Annotated in this window: 14 protein-coding genes; 8 read left to right on the forward strand and 6 right to left on the reverse strand. The window is 71.7% G+C overall.

The features are described 5' to 3' along the window. Positions 1-159: 159 nt before the first annotated feature. Both ACUKCB_RS05280 and ACUKCB_RS05285 read left to right on the forward strand, forming a co-directional pair. Positions 160-747 (forward strand): helix-turn-helix domain-containing protein, encoded by a 588-nt coding sequence (locus tag ACUKCB_RS05280; protein WP_473039329.1) that lies wholly within the window; start codon positions 160-162, stop codon positions 745-747. A 107-nt stretch (positions 748-854) separates the two neighbouring features. After that, complete coding sequence (locus tag ACUKCB_RS05285) at positions 855-1,730, forward strand: class I SAM-dependent methyltransferase (RefSeq protein ID WP_473039330.1); 876 nt, start codon at positions 855-857, stop codon at positions 1,728-1,730. A 297-nt stretch (positions 1,731-2,027) separates the two neighbouring features. Here ACUKCB_RS05285 and ACUKCB_RS05290 read toward each other — a convergent pair whose 3' ends face one another. Both ACUKCB_RS05290 and ACUKCB_RS05295 read right to left on the reverse strand, forming a co-directional pair. Continuing rightward, positions 2,028-2,855, reverse strand: a complete 828-nt coding sequence (locus ACUKCB_RS05290) for a glycoside hydrolase family 16 protein (protein ID WP_473039331.1) — start codon at positions 2,853-2,855, stop codon at positions 2,028-2,030. Positions 2,856-3,005: 150 nt separating this feature from the next. Beyond that, entirely contained in the window at positions 3,006-3,962 is a 957-nt protein-coding gene (locus ACUKCB_RS05295) for a sugar-binding transcriptional regulator (protein WP_473040932.1), read from the reverse strand. Positions 3,963-4,138: 176 nt separating this feature from the next. Between ACUKCB_RS05295 and ACUKCB_RS05300 the strand changes: the two genes are divergently transcribed. The 5 genes from ACUKCB_RS05300 to ACUKCB_RS05320 all read left to right on the forward strand — a co-directional run bounded on the left by ACUKCB_RS05300 (position 4,139) and on the right by ACUKCB_RS05320 (position 9,575). Beyond that, the gene (locus ACUKCB_RS05300) at positions 4,139-5,140 is read left to right on the forward strand and encodes a zinc-dependent alcohol dehydrogenase family protein (protein ID WP_473039332.1); all 1,002 of its coding nucleotides are present in this window, start codon (positions 4,139-4,141) and stop codon (positions 5,138-5,140) included. A gap of 101 nt (positions 5,141-5,241) precedes the next feature. Continuing rightward, on the forward strand, positions 5,242-6,564 hold the full coding sequence (locus tag ACUKCB_RS05305; protein ID WP_473040933.1) for an ABC transporter substrate-binding protein: 1,323 nt from the start codon (positions 5,242-5,244) through the stop codon (positions 6,562-6,564). A 121-nt stretch (positions 6,565-6,685) separates the two neighbouring features. Then, positions 6,686-7,642, forward strand: a complete 957-nt coding sequence (locus tag ACUKCB_RS05310; RefSeq protein ID WP_473039333.1) for a carbohydrate ABC transporter permease — start codon at positions 6,686-6,688, stop codon at positions 7,640-7,642. Beyond that, positions 7,639-8,529, forward strand: a complete 891-nt coding sequence (locus tag ACUKCB_RS05315) for a carbohydrate ABC transporter permease (protein ID WP_473039334.1) — start codon at positions 7,639-7,641, stop codon at positions 8,527-8,529. The genes ACUKCB_RS05310 and ACUKCB_RS05315 overlap by 4 nt, the downstream gene beginning before the upstream one ends. Positions 8,530-8,639: 110 nt before the next feature. Then, a complete protein-coding gene (locus ACUKCB_RS05320; RefSeq protein WP_473039335.1) occupies positions 8,640-9,575 on the forward strand; it encodes an aldo/keto reductase in 936 nt (311 codons plus the stop codon). Between the two features lie 44 nt (positions 9,576-9,619). Here ACUKCB_RS05320 and ACUKCB_RS05325 read toward each other — a convergent pair whose 3' ends face one another. From ACUKCB_RS05325 to ACUKCB_RS05335, 3 genes are read right to left on the reverse strand one after another with little or no spacing between them, the layout of a single operon-like run. Continuing rightward, positions 9,620-10,351, reverse strand: coding sequence for a cupin domain-containing protein (locus ACUKCB_RS05325; protein WP_473039336.1), 732 nt, complete (start codon positions 10,349-10,351; stop codon positions 9,620-9,622). Further along, a complete protein-coding gene (locus ACUKCB_RS05330; protein WP_473039337.1) occupies positions 10,348-11,253 on the reverse strand; it encodes a DUF6807 domain-containing protein in 906 nt (301 codons plus the stop codon). The genes ACUKCB_RS05325 and ACUKCB_RS05330 overlap by 4 nt, the downstream gene beginning before the upstream one ends. Next, on the reverse strand, positions 11,246-12,403 hold the full coding sequence (locus tag ACUKCB_RS05335) for a Gfo/Idh/MocA family protein (RefSeq protein WP_473039338.1): 1,158 nt from the start codon (positions 12,401-12,403) through the stop codon (positions 11,246-11,248). The genes ACUKCB_RS05330 and ACUKCB_RS05335 overlap by 8 nt, the downstream gene beginning before the upstream one ends. Positions 12,404-12,517: 114 nt before the next feature. Here ACUKCB_RS05335 and ACUKCB_RS05340 point away from each other — a divergent pair, with 114 nt between their 5' ends. Next, positions 12,518-13,543 carry a LacI family DNA-binding transcriptional regulator gene (locus ACUKCB_RS05340; protein WP_473039339.1) on the forward strand — a complete coding sequence of 342 codons (1,026 nt, stop codon included), beginning with the start codon at positions 12,518-12,520 and terminating at the stop codon, positions 13,541-13,543. A gap of 159 nt (positions 13,544-13,702) precedes the next feature. Here ACUKCB_RS05340 and ACUKCB_RS05345 read toward each other — a convergent pair whose 3' ends face one another. Then, positions 13,703-13,939 carry a hypothetical protein gene (locus ACUKCB_RS05345; protein ID WP_473039340.1) on the reverse strand — a complete coding sequence of 79 codons (237 nt, stop codon included), beginning with the start codon at positions 13,937-13,939 and terminating at the stop codon, positions 13,703-13,705. Positions 13,940-14,110: the final 171 nt, after the last annotated feature.

Here is a 14,110-nt window from a genome sequence, read left to right on the forward strand (position 1 = left end):
CCTCGCCCAGACCTTGGTCCGGGTTCTGGTGGCCGATGGTGCGGGACGGGACCGCCCGCGGCCGTCCACGGCGTCGCTGGTCGGCGTGTCTGTGTTCGTCCCGGGACAGCCGGGCGCGAGGCCGCCCCCGCCTCGCGCGAAGGGCATAACATCCTGCCCATGACGCGAGAAGACGGCGACGTGGACAGCCTGGTGCGCAGACGCATCCGGGCCCTGAGGGTGGCCCAGGGCTGGTCCCTGGAGGAGTTGGCCGAACGCGCCCACCTGAGCCAGTCCACGCTCAGCCGCATCGAGAACGGTCAGCGGCGCCTGGCCCTGGACAGCCTCGTGACCCTCGCCCGCGCGTTGGACACCACCCTGGACCAGCTTGTCGAGACCGCCTCCGACGACGTCGTCATCAGCCCGATGGTCGACGGCGCCCACGGCCTGATGCGCTGGCCCATCAGGGCAGACCCCGGAATGACCGTCATGCGCCAACGGCTGACCGAACCGCCGCCGGACAACCCCGCGCGCATGCGGGCGCACCCGGGAAGGGAGTGGCTAGTGGTCCTCTCCGGCACCGCGGTCCTCATGCTGGGCCACCGGCGTTTCCGGGTCGGGACCAACCAGGCCGCCGAGTTCCCGACGATGCTGCCGCACGCCATCGGGGTCGAGGGCGGTCCCTGCGAGATCCTGGGGATCTTCGACCGGGACGCGCGCCGCGGGCACCGGCGGGGCGGGGAGGAGGCCGAAGGCACCCCTTCGTGACCTCCCGCGCCCGTCGCTCTTGCGTGTGCGGCAGCGCGCACGGCCACTGTCTTGCGTTTGGCGAAAGATCCTGTGCCAGTTACGCATAACGCGTCTAGCGTGGCCGTATGAACCACACACACCCGCACACGCCCCGTCCCGACGCGCGGCACGGACACCGCCACCACGAGGCCGTCGACTCCCAGACGGAGATCCTCGACCTGGACGCGGAGGTCGTCACCGAGTACACCGACGCCATCACCGCCTGGCTGCCCCTGCGGGCCGCTCCGCACGAGATCGTCGACCTGGGCTGCGGAACCGGAGCCGGGACCTTCGCGCTCCTGGCACGCTTCCCGCAGGCACACGTCACCGCCGTCGACTCCTCGGACGAGCATCTTCGGCGCCTGCGGGAGAGGACCCGTGCCGAGGGCCTGCAGGAGCGCGTGCGCACCGTGCGGGCCGACCTCGACCAGGAGGAATGGCCCGATCTCGGTACACCGGACCTGGTGTGGGCCTCGGCCTCGATGCACCACATGGCCGAGCCCGACCGCGCCCTGCGCAAGGTGCACGACCTGCTCGTGCCCGGTGGCCTCTTCGCGGTGGTGGAACTGGCCGGTTTCCCGCGTTTCCTGCCCGAGGGCGCCCCGCAGGAGCGGCCCGGTCTGGAGGAGCGCTGCCACGCCGCGAGTGACCGGACGCATGCCGCGCAGGTGTCCCACCGCGGTGCCGACTGGGGGCCGAAGCTGGTCACCGCCGGATTCGTCCTCCGGGGCGAGCGCACGGTCGCCGTGCGCGTGGAGGGCGCGGGGAACAAGTCGGTCGGCGCGTACGCCCTCAGCGGCCTGCGGCGTATCCGGCAGGGCGTCGCCCACGAGCTGTCCGCCGAGGACCTCGCCGCGCTGGACCGGCTGCTCGACACCGAGGGTCCGCACAGCCTCCTGGGCCGTGCGGACCTGGTCATGCGGACCGAGCGCTCTGTCTGGGCTGCTCGCCGCGAGGGCTGAGTCCGGGCCCCGACGTGCCCCGCCGTGCCAGACCGGGCACGGCGGGAGCCGACGCCGTCCGGGCCGGCGGGGCGTCGGGTCGACGAGGACGACCGACGGATTGGTCGAACGCTCTGCGGGGTGTGGACCGAACGGGGGCGGGACCGTTGGTCCACCGGCTCCGGTCCCGGTGGAACGGCTGAGGCCGCAACCACGCACGCGGGGCGTCACGCAGGCGGTGACGGCCCGGGACGGCGGACCGGAGGACGCGGGCGCCCGTGGCGGCGGGGGTGTTCGGCCGAACACCCCCGCCTGTGCTCAGTCCAGCGAGTACACGCGGACGTAGTCGACCCGCATCTGCTGCGGGAACTGGGTGCTCCCGTCCGGGTAGCCGGGCCAGTTACCGCCCACGGCGACGTTGAGGATCATGAAGAACGGCTGGTCGTACACCCACGGGTTCCCCCCGGTGTCCTGCCAGGTGTAGGTCTGGTAGGCGTTGCCGTCCACCGACCAGGTCACCGAGCCCGGCCGCCAGTCCACGGAGAAGACGTGGAAGGTGTCGGCGAAGGACCACGCCTGCGGGTGCATGTACGAGCCGGTCAGGGGGTTGCCGCCGGAGTAGCCGGGCCCGTGGAGGCTGCCGTGCACCAGGTGGGGCTCACGCCCGATGTTCTCCATGATGTCGATCTCGCCGGAGTGCGGCCAGGGGGTCTGCGGGAAGTCCGAGCCCAGCATCCAGAAGGCGGGCCAGATGCCCTGGCCGCGCGGGATCTGGATGCGTGCCTCGATCCGGCCGTACTGGGGCTGGACCTTGTTCTGGGTGGTCATCCGGGCGGAGGTGTAGGAACCGTCCGCTTCCTGGCGGGCGGTGATCACCAGGTTGCCGTTGCCGTCCAGGGCGGAGTTGGCCCGGCTGTCGGTGTAGTTCTGGAGCTCGTTGTTTCCCCAGCCGTGGTTCCCGGTCTCGTGGTTCCAGTTGGCGGGGTCGGGGGCGGCCCCGGGCGGTCCGTCGAACTCGTCCGACCAGACGAGCGCCGCCACGGCGGCGGAGGCGTCCGGTGCCGTCGTCTCGGCGGAGGCGGTCCCGGGGGAGAGGAGGGCGGCCGTGGTGAGCAGGGCCGCGGTCGCGGAGGTCAGGGTGCGCATGGCGTGCTCCGGGGGGAGTTGCGGGCGGAGTCGGGTTCCCTGCGGGTCACCTCATCGGTGTGTTCCGGGTCGGTGACCCCTGGTATTGGAAAGTTACCTTACGTTTAGTTAAGCGGTCGGGCAAGGGGTGGAGCGTGGTCTTCTTCGTGCTCAGCGCGGATCCGGGGCTCCCGGCTCGCCGTCCGTCCGGCGGTCCAGCAGGACCTCGGCCACCGCGCTGTCGGTCACCAGAGTCGACACCAGGCCGCTCCGGAGCGCCGCACCGATCGCCACGGCCTTGGCCTCGTCCCCGGCCCCGGCGACCGCCACCACCTCCGGGACCTCGCGCAGCCGGTCCGCGCTGATGCTGATCACCCGTTCGTCCAGGTCGCTGTGTACCTGCCGCCCCTGCGCGTCGAAGAGCTGGGCGGACAGCTCCGCGCGCACACCCATCCGGCTGTACCGCTCCCGGTCCTGGGGGGACAGGGCCTGGTAGACGGTCGAGTTGCGCTCGTCCCAGCCACCGATGGCCACCACCGCGGTCGTCAGCCGGTCGAAGAGCGCGAACGCCGCCGCGATGCCCGGATCGTCTCGTAGTGTCGCCGCGGTCGCGGCGTCCGGCAGGATGAGCGGCGCGTAGATCGGGTACGCCGGGCCGCCCGACAGGTCCGCCACCCGGCGCACCGTCTCCACCGACCCGCCCGCCTCGGTGTGCTCCGACAGCACCCCGTTCAACTGGACCACCGTGCACCGCGGCAGCTCGACCACCTCGGTACCCATCGCCTGCAGGCTCCGGCTCCAGGCGAGCCCCAGCACCTCGTCCGGGCGCACGATCTCCGCCAGCAGCCGGGCCGTCACCGACCCCAGCGCCCGGCGCGTCTCCAGGGGGTCCTCCAGTGTGTCCACGACGATCGCCCTGCGCAGCCCGAAGGCCTCGCGCAGGCGCTCGGACAGCTCCCCGGCCAACCGCGCGGGCAGTCGGATGTCGATGCGCACGATCCCGCCGGCCCGGGCCGCCTCCAGGTCCCGGGCGATCTTGAACCTGCTCAGCCCGAACTCCTCGGCGATCTCCACCTTCGACCGCCCCTCCAGGTAGAACCTGCGGGCGATCGCGGCGAGCCGCACCATCTCCGCGGGACCGTTCGGGGCTGCTGTCTCACTACGCCGATCGCTCATATGGGCAGGAGTGTACTCGATTGTGCTCAGCCCATTGACACGGTGTTTCGGTTGGGTCTTCAATGAACCGACATATGTGACACAGGTCGCTCAAACGAGCACCTGAATCTTTCGGAAGGGTTCCAACCGTGCGCGCCGCCATCATCACCGAACCGGGCTCCCTCACCGTGGGCGACCGACCAGAGCCCGAACCCGCCCCGGACGGCGTCGTGGTCCGGGTCGGCGCCTGCGGGATCTGCGGAACCGACCTGCACATCGCCGACGGGGAGTTCCCGCCCAGCCCCTACCCGCTGGTGCCCGGCCACGAGTTCGCCGGAACGGTGACCGCCGTCGGGGAGAGGGCCCCCGGCCAGCTGCGCCCGGGCGACCGGGTGGCCGTGGACCCCTCGCTGTTCTGCGGGCACTGCGGATACTGCCGTGCCGGGCGGGGCAACCTGTGCGCCAACTGGGGGGCGATCGGCGACACCGTCGACGGGGCGTTCGCCGAGTACGTGGCGGTCCCCGCCGCCAACTGCTACCGCATCCCCGACTCGATGAGCATGCGCGAGGGCGCACTGGTGGAACCGCTCTCCTGCGCGGTCCACGGCGTCCGACGCATCGGCGTCGAGGTCGGCGAACGCTTCCTGGTGGTGGGCGCGGGGACCATGGGCCTGCTGCTGCAGCAGTTGCTCCAGCGCTCCGGGGCGCGCGTCACCGTGGTCGACCGCAACACCCGCCGCCTGGCCCTGGCCGCCGACCTGGGCGCCGAGGCCACCGCGACCGACGCCGTCGAAACGGGCGGCGAGGGCTTCGACGCCGCCGTGGACGTCACCGGCTCCCCCCAGGCCATCGAGGCCGCGTTCGCCTCCCTGCGCAGGGGAGGGCGCCTGCTGGTCTTCGGCGTCGCCGACGAGGCCGCCCGGGTCTCGCTGTCGCCGTTCCGCGTCTACAACGACGAGATCACCGTCGTGGGCTCCATGGCCGTGCTGAACAGCTACGGCGCGGCGGTCGACCTCCTCGCCTCCGGGGAGCTGCGGACGGACCCGCTGCTCACCGACGCCCTGCCGCTGGAGAAGTTCCCCGAGGCGCTGGCCATGATGCGCTCGGGCGCCGGGGTGAAGATCCAGGTCGTCCCCGACACCTCCGCCTGAACAGGGAGTGCAGCACTGTGCGCACCACCGTCCCCCGCACCACCACCCCCCGCACCACCGTCCCCCGAGCTACCGTCCTCCGAGCCACCGCCGCCACCGCACTGGCCCTCGCCGGGCTGCTGCTCACCGGCTGCGCCGGAGCGGGCGCCGGCGGCTCCGACGACGAAACGGTCCGGCTGACCGTCGCCATCGTCTCCAACCCGCAGATGCAGGACGCCGTCTCCCTGCAGTCGCAGTTCCACGCGGAGCACCCCGGCATCGAGGTCGACTTCGTCTCCCTGCCCGAGAACGAGGCCCGCGCCAAGATCACCACCTCCGTGGCGACCGGCGGGGGAGAGTTCGACGCGGTCATGATCAGTAACTACGAGACCCGCCAGTGGGCCGAGTACGGCTGGCTGGAGAACCTGCAACCCTTCATCGACGCCTCCGCGGACTACGACCACGAGGACTTCATCCCCTCCCTGCGCGAGGACCTGTCCCTGGAGGGCGACATGTACTCGGTGCCCTTCTACGGGGAGTCCTCCTTCCTCGCCTACCGCACGGACCTGTTCGAACAGGCCGGTGTCGAGATGCCCGCCGAACCCACCTGGGACGAGGTCGCCGAGCTCGCCGCCGAACTCGACGGGGTCGAACCCGGCGTCTCCGGGATCTGCCTGCGCGGCCTCGCGGGCTGGGGCGAGGTCCTCAGCCCGTTCAACAGCATCCTCAACACCTTCGGCGGGCGCTGGTACGACCAGGAGTGGAACGCCGAACTCGACTCACCCGAGTTCCGGCGCACGGCCGACTTCTACGTGGACCTGGTCCGCGAACACGGCCAGCCGGGCGCCGCCAACAGCGGCTTCGGGGACTGCCTGAACCACTACGCCCAGGGGCGGGCCGCCATGTTCTACGACTCCACCTCCATGGTCAGCACCATCGAGGACGACAGCACCGCCACCGTGGCCGGGCTCAACGGCTACGCGCCGGCCCCGGTGGCCGAGAGCGACTACGGCGGCTGGCTCTACGCCTGGACCCTGGGGATCCCCGCCACCTCCGAGCACAAGGACGAGGCCTGGGCCTTCCTGGAGTGGATGACCGACCGGGACTACGTGCGCACCGTCGCCGAGGAGTACGGCTGGCAGCGGGTCCCGCCCGGCAACCGGCTCTCCACCTTCGAGGTCCCCGAGTACCAGGAGGCCGCGCAGGCCTACGCCGAACCCATGCTCCAGGGCATCGAGGGGGCCGACCCGCAGAACCCGGGCACGCGCCCGGTGCCCTACGAGGGCATCGGCTTCCTCGCCATCCCCGAGTTCCAGGACCTGGGTACCAGGGTCAGCCAGCAGCTCAGCGCGGCCGTGGCCGGACGGATCACCGTCGAGGAGGCGCTCGCGCAGAGCCAGGAGTACGCCGAGGTCGTCGGCGACACCTACAAGGAGTCTCAATGAAGTTGTCAAGCCGCTTGCGGGACCGGAGGGTCGGGCGGCCACTCCTTGGAAGCCACTTGGGGCAAGAACCGATCAGCCACACCCGGCCCTCCCGGGCCACCAACCAACTTACGGAGGGCCGATGAGTACGGCGACAGCGCCGCCGTCCGAGGCGCCCGCGAAACCGGCGCGGCCCGCTCCGGCCAGGCGCGGCGGACGCACCGCCGGATGGGCGCGCCGGGCACCACTGCTGCCCGCACTGGTGTTCATGCTGGCCGTCACCCAGTTGCCGTTCCTGGCGACCGTCGTGTACTCGCTCCGGTCGTGGAACCTGCTGCGTCCCGACTCCCAGGCGTGGGTCGGCCTGGCCAACTACGCGGCGGTCTTCACCGACCGGCAGTTCCTCGGCGCCGCGGCCAACACCGTGCTCATCACCGCGTCCTGCGTGGTGGCGGCGATGCTGCTCGGCCTCGGGCTGGCCCTGCTGCTGGACCGGGGGTTCTGGGGGCAGGGCGTGGTGCGCACGCTCGTCATCACCCCGTTCCTGGTGCTGCCGGTGGCCACGGCACTGCTGTGGAAGCACATCATGTTCGAGCCGGTCTTCGGCCTGGTCAACTTCGTGCTCTCGCCGCTGGGCGTGGACACCTTCGACTGGGTCTCGCAGATGCCGGTGGCGTCGGTGGTGGTCGCACTGGTGTGGCAGTGGACGCCGTTCATGATGCTGCTGGTGCTGGCGGGACTCCAGAGCCAGAACACCGACGCGCTGGAGGCGGCCCAGGTCGACGGCGCGTCCAAGTGGCAGATCTTCGTCTGGATCACCCTGCCGCACCTGCGCCGCTACATCGAACTGGGTGTGTTGCTGGGATCGGTGTACGTGGTCAACACCTTCGACACCATCTACATGATGACCCAGGGCGGCCCCGGCACCGCCAGCGCCAACCTGCCCTTCTACGTCTACCAGCGGACCTTCCTCGGGTTCGACATCGGCCAGTCGGCGGCGATGGGCGTCGTGGTGGTGGTCGGCACCATCATCGTGGCGATGCTGGCCCTGCGACTGATCTTCCGCACGTTCATGAACGCACAGGAGGCACACTCGTGACCGCCCCAGCCCCCGAACACACGGCGGACACGGCCCCGGCCCCCGCCCGGGCGCAGCACCGTCGGCGCCGCCCCAAAACCGGTGCGGGCGGTCCCGTCCTGACCGCCCTCACCTGGATCATCGGCCTGCTGTTCGTCTCCCCGGTGCTGTGGCTGGTGCTGACGGCGTTCAAGGAGGAGAACCAGGCCGCGACCGACCCGCCGACGCTCTTCTTCCAACCCACCCTGGACCGGTTCTCCGCGGTGCTGGGGGCGGACTTCCTGCCGTACCTGGGCAACTCGGCGGTCGCCACCCTGGCGTCCACGCTGCTGGTGCTGCTGCTGGGCCTGCCCGCCGCCTACGCGCTGTCGGTGGCCCCGGTCAAACGCACCCAGGACGTGCTGTTCTTCTTCATCTCCACCAAGATGCTGCCGGTCGTGGCGGTCGTGGTACCGATCTACGTCGCCGCCGCACACCTGTCGATGCTGGACAACGTGTGGACCCTGGTCGTGCTGTACACGGCGATGAACCTGCCCATCGCGGTGTGGATGCTGCGCTCGTTCTTCCTGGAGGTGCCCAAGGCGCTGGTGGAGGCCGCCCGGATGGAGGGCGCGGGGTTGCCCCGGGTGCTGTGGTCGGTGATGGTGCCGATCATGGCGCCGGGCATCGCGGCCACCGCCCTGATCTGCATGATCTTCGCGTGGAACGAGTTCTTCTTCGCGGTGAACCTGACCGCGGCCCGGGCCGCCACGGTCCCGGTGTTCCTGACCGGGTTCATCACCAGTGAGGGGCTGTTCGTGGCGCAGCTGTCGGCGGCCGTGGTCATGGCCTCGCTGCCCATCGTGGTGATCGGCTGGACGGCACAGCGCCAGCTGGTGCGCGGGCTCTCCATGGGCGCCGTGAAGTAGGCGCGGCCCGCCGCCGGTCCCGGCCCCGCGCCCGGGCGGCGGGTCGCGTCCGTCTGTTGGACTTGCGTCCGATCGGCCTCTAACGTGAGCGCCCGACCGGAAGGAAGACCGTGAAGACCTTCACCCTGCCCGGGACGGACATCACCGCCCCCAACGTCGTGCTCGGCCTGATGCGCATCGCCGACAAGTCCGACGACCAGATCCGCGCCCTGGTGCGCGCCGCCCGCGAGGCGGGCGTCGACTTCGTCGACCACGCCGACATCTACGGCCCGACGACGCACGCCTGCGAACGCCGCTTCGCCGAGGCGATGCGGCTGACCCCGGCCGAACGCGACGCCCTCACCATCCAGACCAAGGCGGGCATCGTCCCGGAGGGACCCTACTTCGACCACTCCCACGAACACATCGTCGCCTCGGTCGAGGGCTCGCTGCGCGCCCTGGGCACCGACTACGTCGACGTTCTGCTGCTGCACCGGCCCGACGCGCTCGTCGAACCCGAGGAGGTCGCCCGCGCCTTCGACGACCTGGAGTCGGCCGGAAAGGTGCGTGCCTTCGGGGTCTCCAACCACACACCCCGCCAGGTCGACCTGCTGCGCCGTTACGTGCGCCAACCGATCGTGGTGAACCAGCTCCAGCTCTCGCTCACCCACGCCCCGATCATCACGCAGGGGCTGGCCGCGAACATGGTCGGCGAACCGCAGTCGGCCACCCTGGACGGCGGCGGTGTGCTCGACCACGCCAGGTTGCACGACATCACCGTGCAGGCCTGGTCGCCCTTCCAGGCGGGTTTCTTCAGCGGCGTGTTCCTGGACTCGCCCGAGTACGCGGAGCTCAACGCGGTCATCGACCGCCTCGCCGAGCGGTACGGGGTGCCGCCGATCGCCGTCGCCACCGCGTGGATCACCCGGCACCCCGCCCGGATGCAGGTCGTGCTCGGCACCACCACCCCGGAACGGGTGACCGGGGCGGCCCAGGGGTCGGAGCTTGCCCTGACCCGCCCCGAGTGGTATGAGCTGACCCGCGCGGCGGGCCACCGCGTCCCCTGAACCCGGCGGCGCGGATCCGGGTCGGCCGCGGCCGACCCGGGGCCTCACCCGGGAGGGTCACCCACCTGCCAGGTGCGCAGACGGCCGCACATGCCGAAACGGCGCGGGCCGGGGCGGGGCTCGGGGCGCGCCACCGCCGCCTCGCCCATGATCCCGGGCTCTCCCAGGGCCAGGTCGGCGAGCTGACCCCGGGTGCGCTCGGTCTCCCGGGCCACGCTCTCCTCCCAGATCCGCCGCCAACGGGCCACCTGCGGCCGGACCAGGGCCGCGGCCGAGCGGTGGAACGCCTCCAGCGCCGCGGGCCCCTCGGAGCGCACCGCCGAGACGAGGTCGAGGTAGCCGCGCATCGCCAGGTCCCTGCGCGCCCGCGCCACCTGCGCCAGGCGTTCCTCCGATGCGTCCCGGGGAAGCCGGGCCGCCTCGGCGTACCTGTCGGGGTCGGCCAGTACCTCCGCGGGGAAGGTCAGTACCGCGTCCCCCGCCTCGGGCAGCCCGGAGTTCTGCATGACCACCACGAGCTCCAGCCCGCCGGAGTTGACCAGCCGGTGCACCGTCCCCGGGCCGAACCACAGCAGGGAACCGGGCGAGAGGTCGTCCACGGCCTCCCCCTCGGGGGTGAGGGTGTGCACCTGCCCGGTCCCGGCGGTCACCACATAGGCCTCACAGGAGGCGGTGTGCAGGTGAGGGGTGCCCCCGCACAGCCCGTCCTCGGCCTCCCAGTCGTATACCCGCAGCCCGCTGACGGCGGTGCCTCCGGGGAAACGCGGCGCTGTCACGGCGTGTGCTCCTTCGCGAGTGCGGCGGCCTCGTCGGGGGTGCAGATCCGGTCGACGAACACCAGCCGGTGGTTCAGGCCGAGGGTGTCGCCGGGGGCGAGGGTGATCTCCTCGGCGAAGGCGGGGGAGGGGCAGAACACGGGGAAGGGCTCGGAGCGCACGAACCACCGCACGGGGACGGCGCCGCCGCTGGTCCCGGCGTAGGCGATGACGGTCGCGCCGCCGTTGATCTCGTCGTGCTGCCCGCTGAAGGCGATCCAGTCGGCTTCGGTTCCCATGACGTCCGCCCCGGTCCGGCCGGTCGCGCTGGTCACCGCACCTCCGGTCCAGGAGCGTGGGCCGCGCCAGAAGAGCCCGGTGTACCCGGCGTTCGGCCGCCCGTGTGTGGTGGGGCTGCCCAGTTCCAGTGCCCGGCCTCGGCGGTTGGTGAGTGAGGTGGACAAGTCCAGCGCCCACAGGCCCCGGCCGTGGTCCACCGAGTGGAAGCGGTGGCTCCGGCTCTCGTCGATCCACCGCTCCCCGGTCGAGCTCACCCAGGTCAGGGACTCGGTGACCGTCACCTCCCCGCCCTGCTCGGCCAGGGTGTCGAACCCTTCGTGATGGATGCTCCCGACGTTGTCCAGCCACTGGTAGTCCCGGCCGCGCACGAAGGTGGGGCCGCCCCAGAAGTTCTGCCCCGACACGTGGGACCAGGTCATCTGGAGCCCCTTGTGCCAGCGGTGGTCCCAGGGCCGGTAACCGGTCAGGGGAGCTCCGCTCAGGGTGCGCAGCGGGTGGAGGTAGGGCTTGGGGGCCTCGACGGCGGGAGCCTCGGGGCGGATGACGTAACGGGCGATCCCGACGTCGCCCACCAGCACGGTGAGGGCGTCCTCGTCGCGGACGATCCGGGGGCGGTCAGACATGGGCGGTGGCCTCCGGGTGGGTCAGGGCGGCGGTGGCGGCGGTCGGGTCCGCTCCGTACATCGCGTGGTAGAAGGGGTCGTCCGGGGTGAGCTCCGAGCGCCGTACGGTGGTGCCGGTCAGTGCGGAGCGGTACATCCCGGCCACGAGTTCGAGCGCTCGGCGGCCGTCGTGGCCACTGGTCGGCGGGCGCTGCCCGCGGTCCATGGCGTCCAGGAGCGCGGTCAGCTGCCGCCGGTGGGAACTCGGCCGGTCCGTCGGGGGCGGCCACGGCCCGGTGCCCGGGGGGAGTCCGCCGTCCGGGGCGGGTGTCCAGCGCCAGTGCGAGTTGTCGTGGCCGTACAGATGCTCCAACTCGACGGTGGCGTGTTCGAAGTCGAAGCGCAGGTAGCTGGTTTCCCGGGGGGAGAGCAGGCTGTTGACCACCGACACGGTCGCCCCCGACTCCAGGCGGACGATCGCCATCGACACGTCCTCGGTCCGGGTGGCGCGCGCGGTGGTGCTCATGATGGCGGTCACCTCGGACCAGTCCCCGAGCAGGGAGAACATCAGGTCCATCTGATGGATGCCGTGGCCCATGCTCGGGCCGCCGCCCTCGGTGTCCCAACGGCCGCGCCAGGGGGCCTCGAAGTAGGCCTCGTCCCGGTACCACAGGGTGTTGCACACACCCACGAGCGGACGCCCCAGCACTCCCCGTTCGACGAGGGAGCGCAGGTGTTCGGCGCCCGAGCCGAAGCGCTGCTGGAACACGTAGGAGGCGAAGGGGCCCTGCTCGCCCTCGTGCGCGCGGACCTGGTCGTACTCCGCGAGGGAGAGGGCCGGGGGCTTCTCGCACCAGACCCAGGCGCCGGCGTCCAGGCTTGCGATCACCGTGTCCTTGTGCGCGGCCGGCGGTGTGCACACGACGACCAGGTCCGGGGACTCCGCGGAGAGCATGTCCGCGACGCCGGTGTAGCGGCCGGGCACGCCCCACTCGTCGGCGGTGGTTTCCAGCAGGGCGGCGTTCAGGTCGACCAGCGCCACCAGGCGAGTCCGGCCGTGCTGGTCGGCCAGGGCCGGCAGGTGGCTGCCGCGGCTGATGCCGCCGCAGCCGACCACCGCGACCCGTCGCGGAGGTGGGGGAGACGGGGGTGGTGCGGGGGGAGTGGCCATGGGGGAGGCTCCTCGCTCGGAACAATAAAGTGAACGTTCACTTTTTCTGTGCCGTTACGGTAGTGACCATTCGCGAGCAGTGTCAACACTCCCCCAGGCGAGAAGGACGGGCCCATGTCAGAGCCGAGCGTGGCGAGGCCGAGACCGACCATGGTGGACGTCGCACGCCGGGCCGGTGTCTCCCACCAGACCGTCTCGCGGTACCTGCGTTCGGGCGGGGTCGGGCTCAAGGAGGCGACCCGTGTCCGCGTCCAGGCGGCGATCACCGAACTCGGCTACCGCCCCAACCTGGTGGCCCGCTCCATGCGCACCCGCAGGACCGGTCGGCTGGCGATCCTGCTGCCGGGGGTGAACTTCCCCAGCCCCAACCGGGTGATCGCCGGTGCGGTGGAGAGCGCACACGCCGAGGGCTATGTCGTGGAGGTGCTCAGCCTGGAGGGCGGGACCGCGGTCCGTGCCGAACGGATGGCCGAGCTCCGCGACTCCGGGCAGGTGGAGGGCATCCTGGCCCTGGCCCCGGTCGCGGCCGACAGCGGCAGCCATCCCGACGGGGGACCGGCGGTGGTCGTGTCGGCCGACTACGACGACCGGATGCGGGGGCTCGGTGAGATCGCCGACGGTTCCGCGGTGCGCGAGTTCGTCGAGGGGCTGGCCGGGGCGGGCCACCGCAGGTTCCTGCACGTGGCGGGGCCCCGGGAGTTCGCCTCCGCCCGCGGTCGCAGGCGGTCCTACCTGCGGGCGGTGGAGGAGTTCGGGCTGGAGTCCCACGGGGTGGCCGAGGGTGACTGGTCGGCCGCATCGGGAACAGAGGCCGTGCGCTCCCTCGCCCCGGACAGCGGTGTCACGGCGGTCATCGCGGCCAACGACGTGGTGGCCGCCGGTGTGGTGCGCGGGGCGGCCGAGCGCGGCTGGCGGGTGCCCGCGGACCTCAGTGTGACCGGCTGGGACAATGACCCGGTGGGCGCCTGTATGCCGCCCTCCCTCACCACGGTCGACGTGGACCTGGAGGCGCTGGGAGCTCGCGCGATGCGGCGCCTGGTCTGCGCCGTCCGGGGCACCGCACCGCCGCCGGCCGACGGGCCGTTCCACCGGGTGCTCTGGCGCGAGTCCACCGGGCCGGCGCCCTCGCGCTCCGACTGACCTCCCCGGCGGGCCCCGCACCGGCCCGGCACCCGCCTTTTCCGCTCCGCCCCGGGCGGCCGGAAACCGCTCCCGGCAGCCCCGGCGGCGGTGCTCGGAGGGGAACCGGCGCTGCGCGGCCCGTTCTCGCCGCGCGGCGCCGGGCAACGGCCTGGGCGGTCAGCACCGGTGTTCGACGTGCTGGAGGGCGTGCGAGGAACCGGTCAGCCTCTGCACGACCGCGTCCACGGCGAGGAGGGAACCGATCCCCAGCAGAATGCCCGTGCCGGCGGACAGGTAGTCAAGGGTGCCGGCCACCCGTCCCGTGCCCAGAAGAACCTGGGCGGTTTCGATGGCCAGCGGGAACCCGAGTGCTGTCGCCGCAAGAATTCTGTAATCCCTGGAGGTGGCGGCCACGGCAATCCCCAGGGGAACGAACAGAACTCCGTAGAGCACGGATTGCTCTGCGGCGTTACTGAACGAAAGTGCCTTTTCGAGGTCGAGTACCAGGCGTGGCGGGTAGGCGAGGAGATCGCCCCAACCAAGCCAGGGGCGGATCGCCGCGATCGCCTAGCAGGAAAGAAGGAT

It is taken from the genome of Nocardiopsis moroccensis (assembly GCF_055763695.1).

What these genes read in the sequence shown, in the direction of transcription:
- ACUKCB_RS05280 (WP_473039329.1), top strand. Translation starts at nt 160, where the DNA reads ATGACGCGAGAAGACGGCGACGTGGACAGCCTGGTGCGCAGACGCATC.
- ACUKCB_RS05310 (WP_473039333.1), top strand. Translation starts at nt 6,686, where the DNA reads ATGAGTACGGCGACAGCGCCGCCGTCCGAGGCGCCCGCGAAACCGGCG.
- ACUKCB_RS05335 (WP_473039338.1), bottom strand. Translation starts at nt 12,403, where the DNA reads ATGGCCACTCCCCCCGCACCACCCCCGTCTCCCCCACCTCCGCGACGG.
- ACUKCB_RS05340 (WP_473039339.1), top strand. Translation starts at nt 12,518, where the DNA reads ATGTCAGAGCCGAGCGTGGCGAGGCCGAGACCGACCATGGTGGACGTC.
- ACUKCB_RS05285 (WP_473039330.1), top strand. Translation starts at nt 855, where the DNA reads ATGAACCACACACACCCGCACACGCCCCGTCCCGACGCGCGGCACGGA.
- ACUKCB_RS05290 (WP_473039331.1), bottom strand. Translation starts at nt 2,855, where the DNA reads ATGCGCACCCTGACCTCCGCGACCGCGGCCCTGCTCACCACGGCCGCC.
- ACUKCB_RS05295 (WP_473040932.1), bottom strand. Translation starts at nt 3,962, where the DNA reads ATGGTGCGGCTCGCCGCGATCGCCCGCAGGTTCTACCTGGAGGGGCGG.
- ACUKCB_RS05330 (WP_473039337.1), bottom strand. Translation starts at nt 11,253, where the DNA reads ATGTCTGACCGCCCCCGGATCGTCCGCGACGAGGACGCCCTCACCGTG.